Source organism: Vibrio sp. 10N.286.49.E11 (assembly GCF_041469505.1).
Classification (GTDB): Bacteria; Pseudomonadota; Gammaproteobacteria; order Enterobacterales; family Vibrionaceae; genus Vibrio; species Vibrio crassostreae_C.
In genome coordinates this window covers 53,308-63,901 of record NZ_JBFRKQ010000047.1, presented here as the reverse complement: position 1 = coordinate 63,901, position 10,594 = coordinate 53,308, and the positions used below count along the sequence as shown (strand labels likewise).

Here is a 10,594-nt window from a genome sequence, read left to right as displayed (position 1 = left end):
GCGATGAACCTATTTTTACTCCTCAAAAATGCGCCGAAATTAAGCGATAAGCAGTCAGATAGGCTAGATGATTTACTTGAAAGCAATAAGACTCTTTGTACGATTTATATGCTCAAAGAGCAGCTTCAAGCCTTATGGGATGAACGTAATTTTGACCTGATGATCGCAGCTCTTGATGCGTGGTGCCAGCTTGCTAAAAAGACGAGGATCTTATCTCTCATCAACTTCGCAGACGCGCTTTGGGAGAGAAGAGTTGGGATCTGCAATTATGCAAAATATAAGCTGACGAATGCCCGAGTGGAAGCAGGGAATGTATCGATAGGTCTTCTTAGACGGCGAGCCCGAGGAGTAAGGGATACTGATTACTTTAAATTGAAGATTAGACAAACATCAATCCTAGAAACTCACTCTACCATTTACCCAGAAATCAAGCTCATCTAAGCGGAGAAGAGCCACTCAGCTTATGCGAAACATGTAGATTAGAGCACTGAATCTACATGATTTCTGTCCAAAAGTAAGCTGAAGTCTGAGGGCTTATTGGCAACTTATTTCGTTCTTGTAAAACTAACCGTATCCATTGAACGTGGGCACAGCATGGGCACGAAAGGAACTAATTGTGCCTAACCAGACAAGAGTCAGCTGAAACAAAACCATTGAGGCTGATACGAAATGAATAACTATGCAAATGTGAGAGGTGCAAAAAAGCCCACGCTAGGTGGGCTTTTTGCTTGTTCAGAAAGAACGAATTTGGTGCCCGCTACTGGACTCGAACCAGTGACACCTTGCATGTCATGCAAGTACTCTAACCAACTGAGCTAAGCGGGCGATGTTCTAATTTCTTATTACTACCATTGTGACAAACTCAATAGTTATGCAATAAAAACAAATAAGGAATGGTGCGTCCGAGTGAACTCGAATCACCGACCCCCGCCATGTCAAGGCGGTACTCTAACCAACTGAGCTACGGACGCATTCCCTTAGAACGCCTACGATGATATCCATGATAAACAGATGGTGCAAGTATTAACTGGCATCTTGCGATTCGTTTGCTCACTTTGCAATCAAAGACATAACAACATGTCGATTTTACACCCAGATTATCGTCAAACCGCTGAAAAACAAAGTTTAGTTAGAAAAAATTCTAATCCTTGATGACAACCAATTAACTAACCTAATGTGTTCAATTTGGGATTTTTGTTGTCTATACCGTTTTTCTTGGCCTTTACAGTAACCATACAGGTATAGATCAATGCCTATATTTAGTGTCAAAAATTTTGCTTGCCCATTGGGTTACCGTAGTATTTTGATCATTATAAGTGAAAGGCACGCAGAGGCTTTGTAACTCACTGAAATACATCATTCATAAAAATCACCACGATTTTGTAATCGTCGTCATCGAATTACTAGGCCGCAATGACTAAATTCGGATTTTTCATATAAAGTGGCCGGGTTATTACCAACATACATAAATACGATAGCACTCTATAGTCGAAAAACATCAGCTACAATTAATCTCCCTCAAGAGCAACAATCTATAAGCAATTCAAAACCCAACCCCACACATCATAGCTATTTTGAATACATACAGCACAGTAATACATAATGAAATTTGCATAATGGTAAAGCGCGCCTATATTCATAATCTGTAGGAATCAATAATCTAAATTCAATGCTATACGTGAATTTATGGTTTACGATAAATACAAGTGTGAAAAATAGGGAATAAATTATGAAAAAATCACATATCGCCATTGCAGTGGTGAGCATACTATCGACATCTGCCGTATCGGCGGCGACCATTTATGAGACAGATGAAACAGTATTCAATATCGGCGGCCGCGCAGAAGTTCGAGGGAATTTCTCTGATGCGAATAAAAGTGCTGGTAATAGTAGCACCTATAGTGATAGATCACGTGTCCGCTTAAGTGTCGATGGCACACAAAAAGCGTCGGACGATGTTTCCTTTTTTGGGAAATATGAATTCGAACTAACAGAGTCTGAAGATGGCGCATCAGATGATATCGGCATTAACACTCGATTCTTATATACGGGTGTTCAAACCAATCACGGTAACGTCTATTATGGCCACCAAAATAATGCCGTTACCTACTTAACCGATTGGACGGATATGGCTGAAACCTTCAGCGGCTATATCAATGAATACACGGTGTCGACTGCTGATCGAGCAAAAAATGTTTTACGTTATGAACTGACAAGCGACAAAATCACCTTTCAAATTGATGGCAATTTCAATTCAGATAGTGAATCAGCACAAAGTGACGGCTTCGGTGCAGTTGTCGCCGGCAGCACTTCGATTGGGTTAGATATTGGCGTCGGTTATGCGTCAAGTGATGAAACCTATGGCGTTGGGACAGATACAGAAACTTCTGATGCCTATATTGGTGCGGTTAAGTACACCAACGATCAGGGGGTTTGGTTCGCCGCACTCTATCAATTTGGTAGTATTTCAGGTCTAGGCGTAAAAGATTCAGACTACGATTCTGCCGATGCTTACTTGGGATACTCGTTTGGTGCCAACACCGTCAACCTGACCTACAGCTACTTTGAAGCTGACGATATTGCAGATTACGACATTAACTTTATCGGTCTAGAATACGCACGTTATATTGGCGATGTGGCCTTCTTTGGTAGTTATAAGTTTAACATGTTAGACGAGGGCGAAGGTGGGCAAGGCGATAACGACGAAGATGAGCTACAGCTCGGTATGCGTTACGCGTTTTAGTCTAAACCAATCCACTTAATATTAGTAAAGCCGAGCATAATCAATGCTCGGCTTTTTAGTTTGTATAACTTATTCGTATCTAAGCGATTGAATGGAGTCCAACCGGATGCATTACTATCGATACCAACTATTCTTCAACATCGAATACAACGTTGTAGTTTTCGGTATAGGTGCAGTTTGGCTGGCGGCTACAAGTGAAGAAGCGTCGGCCTTTGTAATCGCCTTGGCTTGCCAGTTTGATGATCATTGGGCTACCACACTTCTTACAAAATCGCACTTCTTTTGATGGCTCGATTAAATCGATGTGTGCTGCCAGTAACCTCTTCAAACGGCTCACTTGGTAGCTGTGTTTAATAGATGCACCAATCAGAGGTAAACCTGCCGATTTACACACGTGAATTAGTAGCTTTTCGCGATCGACTTTCCCTTTATTGAGCTCTTTGCCGTTATCAAGTTCGATAATAACGCGGGGCTCTAGCGTTCGCGGGTCGCAAACAACAAAGTCGAAGTAACTACGTGAGATCTTGTTGTTGGCGATAAACCAATTCTTCTTATTGTTCGTCTTAGCAGGAACAAGTACGTTCGACATGCTGACTTTAGCAAACACTTCCCCATGGTTGCCCACAGCTGATTTTAGCGCATTATAGAATGTCGCCTGTTGCGCCGACATCAACGCGCCTTTCTTCTGATAAGCGTGGTCTTTGGTGTCATCGTGTTTCACCACATACTTTTGAATAAAGTAAAAGAACACAACCAGAACAATTACAACGATAAAGATATTAGTCATTTTCCAACACAATCAAGTCTGTATAGGGATTAAGAGAGTAGCTAGCGTATGTAGAAAAGCATCACCTGGCAAGCAAAAGAGCGAGAGTCGCCAACCAGAATCACGACCTTTGAGCGCAGTGCCCAACGAGAGGTCGCTCCTTCGCTAGACACACCTCTCTTATTTTGATAATTAAATCATCAATTACACTCTAGATTGATTTAGATCAATTTACCTAGATTTGTGATCAACTAGTCTGAAAAACGTTAGGCAAATGTTAATAAGGAAATTGATATGGAACTTAAACAAGACCCAAGATGTTATACCGACGTATGTGTAGATGGTAAATGGTTCCACTATGACCACTGCGGAACCCAAGCCTACATGTTAAAGGGAGGAGCTTCGGCTGTGATTGAACTCGCTAGCGAACCAGCGACAGAAGGCGAATTGGTTGAAATGCTTCAAGGTGTCGCTAAGTAACCCACCAAGCCAAATCACAGTATGAATTAAGCGAATAAGAGTAAATAGCCGTATTAGTTCAGATAAGCACTCTTATTCGCTTAGTTATTGAAGTTCAGGTTTCTTGATTGCAGGGGATTAACTAAGTTTAGGAACTCAAATGATAACGACTTTATTGCGCCCTGACTGCTTAGCTTGATACAAAGCATCGTCTGCCGATTTCAAGTGTTTCTTATAGGTACGGCTATTCAACTGTTGCTCCGTTAGATGAGTCGTCGCACCAATCGATGTGGTTAATTCTAATGGGCCAGAATGCGTTTCAATCGCTCGGTCAGCGATCGCTTGTCTTATCAGTTCAAGCTCTTTATTAGGATCTTGATTCCCAGCCAGCAACAAAACAAACTCTTCCCCACCCCATCTTGCCACTACATCGTTTGTTGATAAGATTTTCTCTAAACGCTTAGCGACTTCCACCAGCACTTGGTCACCAATATCATGCCCATAAGTGTCATTAACTTGTTTGATGCGGTCTAAATCTAGAATAGCGAGCGTATACCCAACGACGACAAATGATGTGGCATCGGCTGAGTTAACCGTTGCTCTAAGTAACGCCTATTGTATAAGCCTGTCAGTTCGCATCTTGTTGATTGCTTAAGTAGTTCTTTGTTGGTCTTCTGGATCGAGCGTAACCCTATCAATAGTAACGTGGCGCTTATCATCACCATGATACCCAAAGCGACGACGATTCGATTCCGTAATTGCTGCTTATCTAATGTCAGCTCACCCAACTCTTTTTCTGCGTTAAGCAGTTCGTTTTCTTGAGCTAATGATGCCGTAGCGAAATCTTGCTCGAGTAAAAAGATATCACTCTGGCGCTTATCAAATAGCAGCGCTTTATTACCCTTGTAATAGAGCTTGAAGTAGCGAAGTGCGTTCTCGCTGTCGCCTCTTGAATCATAGTATTCAGCAAGTGTTCTTAAGCCGAGGACCTTCCAGCTGCGAGTCCCCACAACATCGAACATTGCAGACGATCGCTTTAGATCAGCAAAAACAAAATTATCTCGGTTCAAACCAATGTTCGCTAAGGCTCTATTTAGGTAACACTGCCCCAATTGAAGTGTGTATTTGTCCACGCCTGGGTATCTAAGACACAAGTTTGCGACTTGTCGTGCTGACTCAAAGTTCTTTTCCGCCAACAACACATCACTCTCTGCTTTTAATAGGATGATTTTGTATCGTTCACTCACGTTATCGCCATTTAGCTTAGCCGCACTTTGATATGCTTCTCGGCCTTTGACTAAATCACCACTGCGCAGATAAGCAAAAGACTCATTCACATGCAGCACGCCGATGGTAGACGCTTCGAGTAGTCCACTCTTGTAATAGAGCTTTTTGGCTCTTTTAATCAGCTTGAGCGCTTTAGGCCAGTCTTCCAAATAGATATAAAGCAGTGCCATATTTGACACTAACTTGCTGTTGTAGATGTGATGAGGGTACTTCTTACCAAGGTCTAAACCTTTATGGAAAAAGTATTGAGCTTCAGGAAAGTCATTGCGGATGTTATTGATGACACCAGCCGTGTTATAGGCCTTAATCAACAACTCTTCATAGTGAAGCGATTCTGCGATATCTATCGCTGTTCTGATTTGGATTTCAGATTCCGCTAGCTCACCCTTACTGATGTATTCAATCGCCAATTCAACGAGAGATTGGGCCTTTAGCCAACCCATATGTTCGTGTTGTGCGAGTGCTTTAATCTGCCTGACGTATTCGGAAACCGCTTCGGTATCCAACTTATGTTGCGCGAGGTTGGACAAAATCATCAATTCGTAAGCACGATAGATGGCTTTATCTTGGTCTGGGAACTTGGCTTGGAGAGCCTCAAGTTGTTGGGAAGCTAAATTAGGGTCACCGCGAGATACATCGAGAATATCGATCAACGCAGATCCATATTGAGATAGTGATAACTCTTTCTCTGGACTATAAACACTCGGGTTTTCAGGGCGAATATGCTTTAAATCGTCGTCATAAGTTGGATAGAGCAAATACAGCCCCAGCACAATACTCATCAGCACCACGAAAAGGAATGAACCTAACACATTGTTTCTATTCATTTATCAGGGCCATTATTGATTGAATTCCAATTTTATTGACGTTTTTTTAAGAGCGGTCAAACATTATACCCGACAGATATACAGATTAAAATCCTGCGCACTGGTGGATCTGAATTGGGTTTTTCTCATTAATTAGAATAATCAGGCAACTTTCTTGATTTAACTCAGACAATCATCTACCTCATTGGCGTTATAGTGATTTTCCTGTTCCTACCTCCGCGGCTTCTTTTTGAACAAGCGGAAGCATAATGAGAATTAACAATGACCCAAATTAATGAACAACGTCTTGTAGAACATTTCTGCGATCTAGTGAAAATTGATAGTGAATCTCGTAACGAAAAAGCGATTGCTGAAGCTTTGGCTGAGCAACTCGGTGAACTAGGTTTTGAAGTTCACAAACTGGCGGTTCCTGAAGAAGTGTCTAATGGTTTCAACATCTACGCTCGTCTAGATGGCACTCTTCCAGGTAGCACAGTGTTCAGCTGCCACATGGACACAGTGACGCCAGGCATCGGCATTGAGCCAATCATCGAAGACGGTATCATCCGTTCAAAAGGCAACACAATTCTAGGTGGTGACGACAAGTCTGGTATCGCAGCTATCATGGAAGCGGTTCGTTGCATTAAAGCTGAAGGACAAGAGCACAAAACTATCGAGATTGCATTTACTGTATTCGAAGAAGGCGGTCTGTTCGGCTCTTTGAACTTCGATATGTCTTACATTCAATCTGAGCACGCAATCGTACTTGATACAGGCGGTCCAATTGGCACTATCGTAAACGCAGCGCCTGGCCAGCAGAAGATTGTTGCTAAAATCAAAGGTCGCCCTGCTCACGCTGGTTTAGCACCAGAAGAAGGCATCAGCGCAATTCAAGTTGCTGCAGACGCTATCACTAAGATGAACCTACTTCGTATCGATGAAGAAACGACAGCAAACGTTGGTATCGTTGAAGGTGGTCAAGCAACTAACATCGTAATGCCAGAGCTTAAAGTCGTGGCTGAAGCACGTTCTCTAAACGGCGAAAAGCTAACGGCTCAAGTTGAACATATGATCTCTACATTCCGAGAAAGTGCTAAGCAGTTCGGCGCTGAAGTAGAAATCGAATCAACTCGTGCTTACGATGCATTCGTTATTGCAGACGATCATCCGCACATTCTTTCTATCAAATCGGCGTTTGAGAAGCTTGGCGTCACAGCGAACACTAAACGCACTGGCGGCGGTAGCGATGCAAACAACTTCAACGCAAAAGGCCTGACAACAGTTAACCTTTCTACTGGTATGGCGAAAGTTCACACCACTGAAGAGTACATTGCAGTGAAAGACATGGTCGCAATCACTGAGTTTGTTGTGGCTTACGTAACGCAATAATCGAATCCATTAGTTGGGTAGTCACTTCTATCTAGCACAATGAAAAAAGCCGAGACATCATCACGATGCTCGGCTTTTTGTTGTTTAGGTGAACATAGAAGGTCGAACCTAAAACCCTCTACGCTTCCAGAATTGGCCTTCGTCTTTTGCTACTAGGTCGAATGTCTTGTCGGCGATGATGTTGCCTTTTAGCTCAACCGTCATGCGCCACTTTCCTAGCTTGTTCGAGACAGGAGCCCAGATAGTGTCACCTAAGTAGAAATCCCAGTCATTGTTACCGACATACTCCTCACCATCAAACGGTTCGAGCACTTCACCTTTGTCTGTGGTGATGTTTGGGTGATAAATGCAGTAACGGATCTTCTCACCTTTGGCTTTTTTGATATTCAGGATATAGCCAAACTCTACGTCGATTTCAGCATCAACGGTGGTGGTGAACTCTTGGATTTTTGGAAGATCTTTAGATTTTGAATCCCATGTGGAATAGATACCATAAGAAGTCATGTCGACCACAACAGAGCGCTTTGCCATTTCAATCGTTACCTTGAAGTTGTTCTATTAATTTAATTCTATTTGCCATTCAGCCACGCAAGCAGAAGAAGAACGAGGCTATTCTTGCCAGTCTTTCGCCATACGCTTAATTACTGAAGGTTCAATGTCGTGAATAGTGCCATATTGCTCTCGGCACACTTCGATAATTAATTCTGCTTTATATTTGAGTGCAAGTTGGCGGTAGGCTTTCATTTCCCAATGCTTAATAAAGGTATTCGAAACAACCACATCAAACCCTTGCTTTAAGCCGTTTTCAGCTGTGTTTTGACACCACTGATGAGCTTGTTGCAGCTGCCTAGGATCAAAATGGTACTCACCTTGCTCATTCACATAATACATATCGGCTTCGACATGCAATGCATCGTAGGTTTTTGCTTTTGTTGATTTGCCAGAACCGGGCAACCCTCGAATGAGTATTAACTTCATCTGTCACTGTACAGGCTAATTTGAAAACATGAGTTTATCGTAAATAGTAACGAGTTGCTCTGATAACTGCCTCTGCTCAGCATACGAAAACCAAGTACTTACACACGACTCAGACAATCACTGAATACAATGAGACTCCCCTCGAAGCGCGTGGATTGCTTCTGATAGAAAACACAAATAATTTACATCTATCCATTTTGCATATCGACAAGCGTATCAAACTACTATAGATTTAGATGTATAGACGTCTACATATCTAGCTTAGGGAGAAAGCTGTGCCTATTCGCATTCCAGACCAATTGCCAGCATCCGATGTTCTTCGTGAAGAAAACATCTTCGTTATGCCGTTATCAAGAGCATCGACACAGGAAATTCGTCCACTTCGAGTCTTGATCCTCAACCTAATGCCGAAGAAGATTGAAACTGAAACTCAATTTTTACGCCTACTATCGAACAGCCCATTGCAAGTGGATGTAGAGCTGCTGCGCATTGATGACCGACCAAGTAAAAACACACCGACTGAACACCTTGATAACTTTTATCGCCAATTTGAAATGGTCAAAGGCAGAAACTTTGATGGATTGATCATCACTGGTGCGCCGCTTGGCTTGGTTCAATTTGAAGATGTGATCTACTGGGACCATCTGAAAACCATCATGGAATGGGCAAACAAGCACGTTACTTCAACTCTATACGTGTGTTGGGCAGCTCAGGCTGGTTTGAAATTACTCTATGATTTGCCAAAACGCACTCGAAAAGAGAAGCTGTCTGGTGTTTACAACCACGAGATACATAACCCATACCACCCTATTTTACGTGGCTTCGACGATACATTCTTGGCTCCGCACTCTCGCTATGCGGACTTCTCTCAAGAGTACTTAGCGGAACATACTGACCTTGATGTTCTTGCGACTTCTGATGTTGCGGGCGTATACCTAGCGGCGACCAAAGATAAACGAAACGTGTTTGTAACGGGTCACCCTGAGTACGACTCTCACACACTTCACAATGAGTACATTCGAGATTTGGGTGAAGGCATGGAGCCTGTGATACCAATCAACTACTACCCGAATAACAATCCAGACAACAAACCGGTTGCAAGCTGGCGCAGCCACGGACACTTGTTGTTCTCAAACTGGCTAAACTACTGCGTTTACCAACAAACGCCTTACGATCTGGATCATTTCAGCGAAGACAACTTTACCAAAGACGATTAAGTTCTTTCTTCCGATTCACAAACACATAAACCGTGTTCAGTATGTTGTTGATAAAACGACGAATTGGACGCGGTTTTTTTATGGTGTGTGGGTCGCATTCCATGATAGATTTACGACTTCAATGGGTTTGATTTCATATGATGGGTTGGTGTTCATAAGGAGCTTCACATGCCTGCCAAGCTATCATTTTCAAATCCGATTTCGTTGTCCCGCCCTCTTTCGTTATCAAGTGTGGTACTACTTGCCTCGCTTTCGTTGGTCGGTTGTGTCTCTGTTACTGAAGGACCGCCAAAGATTGAAAGTGATCCTATCGCGATGTCTGAATCTCGAATCGAATTAGGTTTGGGCTATATGGGACAAGGTAATATGGTAAGAGCACGTGAAAACCTTGAGCTCGCGATTAAACACGCACCTAGCTACTACCGTGCTCGGCTTTCAATGGCGCATTACTACGAACAAGTGGGCGAAGTAGACGAAGCGAGAACCACTTACCGCAAAGCACTCAGTCTTGATTCAAGAAACGGTAATGTATTGAACAACTACGGTACCTTCTTGTGTAAACAGGGCGAATACGAGCAAGCTGATAAATACTTTAATCGCGCTATCGACCAACCTTACTACTACTTGGTGTCTGCAAGTTATGAAAACGCGGCGTTTTGTGCATTTAAGGCTGGCAATACAGACCAAGCGAAGTACTACTTCAGCAGAGCGATTGACCACGATCCAAACCGCGTAAAATCAATACTACAGTTATCAAAAATTGAAGTAAGTGACGCCGATTACAACGAAGCTCGACTTCGTTTATTCAAATTCCACCAGCGTTATGGCTATCAAATTCCATCGCTTCAAATCTTGGTCGATCTCGAAAACAAAGCCGGTAACAGAGCTCTTGAGAAGAAATATCAGAGTAAGTTAGATGAGTTGCTTTCTGCTTAGCTTATATGCAAAA

General features: G+C 42.7%; 9 protein-coding genes, 2 tRNA genes and 1 pseudogene. 6 read left to right on the top strand and 6 right to left on the bottom strand.

Features of this window, described 5'->3' with window-relative positions; translation table 11 throughout:
* A partial coding sequence (locus AB4167_RS11240; protein ID WP_372136546.1) for a transposase occupies positions 1 to 441 on the top strand: 441 nt, incomplete at its 5' end.
* 307 nt (positions 442 to 748) lie between these two features.
* Here AB4167_RS11240 and AB4167_RS11235 read toward each other — a convergent pair.
* Together AB4167_RS11235 and AB4167_RS11230 are read right to left on the bottom strand one after the other, a co-directional pair.
* A tRNA-Val gene (locus AB4167_RS11235) sits at positions 749 to 825 on the bottom strand.
* A 69-nt stretch (positions 826 to 894) separates the two neighbouring features.
* Positions 895 to 971: transfer RNA gene (locus AB4167_RS11230), tRNA-Val, on the bottom strand.
* Positions 972 to 1,729: 758 nt separating this feature from the next.
* Here AB4167_RS11230 and AB4167_RS11225 point away from each other — a divergent pair.
* Complete coding sequence (locus AB4167_RS11225; RefSeq protein WP_372136545.1) at positions 1,730 to 2,743, top strand: porin; 1,014 nt, start codon at positions 1,730 to 1,732, stop codon at positions 2,741 to 2,743.
* 127 nt (positions 2,744 to 2,870) lie between these two features.
* Here the strand turns inward: AB4167_RS11225 and AB4167_RS11220 are convergent, their stop codons facing one another.
* Complete coding sequence (locus AB4167_RS11220) at positions 2,871 to 3,530, bottom strand: DUF2726 domain-containing protein (protein WP_017065541.1); 660 nt, start codon at positions 3,528 to 3,530, stop codon at positions 2,871 to 2,873.
* A gap of 273 nt (positions 3,531 to 3,803) precedes the next feature.
* Here AB4167_RS11220 and AB4167_RS11215 point away from each other — a divergent pair, with 273 nt between their 5' ends.
* Positions 3,804 to 3,989, top strand: a complete 186-nt coding sequence (locus tag AB4167_RS11215; protein ID WP_017059179.1) for a hypothetical protein — start codon at positions 3,804 to 3,806, stop codon at positions 3,987 to 3,989.
* A 135-nt stretch (positions 3,990 to 4,124) separates the two neighbouring features.
* On the opposite strand, the pseudogene AB4167_RS11210 reads toward AB4167_RS11215, so the two are convergent.
* A pseudogene (locus AB4167_RS11210) lies at positions 4,125 to 6,082 on the bottom strand (diguanylate cyclase domain-containing protein).
* Positions 6,083 to 6,343: 261 nt separating this feature from the next.
* On the opposite strand from AB4167_RS11210, the gene AB4167_RS11205 reads away from it, so the two are divergent.
* Positions 6,344 to 7,450: a M20/M25/M40 family metallo-hydrolase gene (locus tag AB4167_RS11205; protein WP_372136544.1), complete on the top strand. Its 1,107-nt coding sequence runs from the start codon at positions 6,344 to 6,346 to the stop codon at positions 7,448 to 7,450.
* A 108-nt stretch (positions 7,451 to 7,558) separates the two neighbouring features.
* Here the strand turns inward: AB4167_RS11205 and AB4167_RS11200 are convergent, their stop codons facing one another.
* Together AB4167_RS11200 and AB4167_RS11195 are read right to left on the bottom strand one after the other, a co-directional pair.
* Entirely contained in the window at positions 7,559 to 7,981 is a 423-nt protein-coding gene (locus AB4167_RS11200; RefSeq protein ID WP_019824122.1) for a DUF3859 domain-containing protein, read from the bottom strand.
* Positions 7,982 to 8,059: 78 nt separating this feature from the next.
* On the bottom strand, positions 8,060 to 8,428 hold the full coding sequence (locus tag AB4167_RS11195; protein WP_372136543.1) for an ATP-binding protein: 369 nt from the start codon (positions 8,426 to 8,428) through the stop codon (positions 8,060 to 8,062).
* A 275-nt stretch (positions 8,429 to 8,703) separates the two neighbouring features.
* Between AB4167_RS11195 and metA the strand changes: the two genes are divergently transcribed.
* On the top strand, positions 8,704 to 9,645 hold the full coding sequence (gene metA / locus AB4167_RS11190) for a homoserine O-succinyltransferase (protein ID WP_017059174.1): 942 nt from the start codon (positions 8,704 to 8,706) through the stop codon (positions 9,643 to 9,645).
* A 168-nt stretch (positions 9,646 to 9,813) separates the two neighbouring features.
* Complete coding sequence (gene pilW, locus AB4167_RS11185) at positions 9,814 to 10,581, top strand: type IV pilus biogenesis/stability protein PilW (protein WP_372051078.1); 768 nt, start codon at positions 9,814 to 9,816, stop codon at positions 10,579 to 10,581.
* The last annotated feature ends 13 nt before the right edge of the window (positions 10,582 to 10,594 follow it).

Bases quoted from the DNA above. Each gene is read 5' to 3' on its own strand.
- AB4167_RS11225 (WP_372136545.1), top strand. From the start codon at position 1,730: ATGAAAAAATCACATATCGCCATTGCAGTGGTGAGCATACTATCGACA.
- AB4167_RS11220 (WP_017065541.1), bottom strand. From the start codon at position 3,530: ATGACTAATATCTTTATCGTTGTAATTGTTCTGGTTGTGTTCTTTTAC.
- AB4167_RS11215 (WP_017059179.1), top strand. From the start codon at position 3,804: ATGGAACTTAAACAAGACCCAAGATGTTATACCGACGTATGTGTAGAT.
- AB4167_RS11205 (WP_372136544.1), top strand. From the start codon at position 6,344: ATGACCCAAATTAATGAACAACGTCTTGTAGAACATTTCTGCGATCTA.
- AB4167_RS11200 (WP_019824122.1), bottom strand. From the start codon at position 7,981: ATGGCAAAGCGCTCTGTTGTGGTCGACATGACTTCTTATGGTATCTAT.
- AB4167_RS11195 (WP_372136543.1), bottom strand. From the start codon at position 8,428: ATGAAGTTAATACTCATTCGAGGGTTGCCCGGTTCTGGCAAATCAACA.
- pilW (WP_372051078.1), top strand. From the start codon at position 9,814: ATGCCTGCCAAGCTATCATTTTCAAATCCGATTTCGTTGTCCCGCCCT.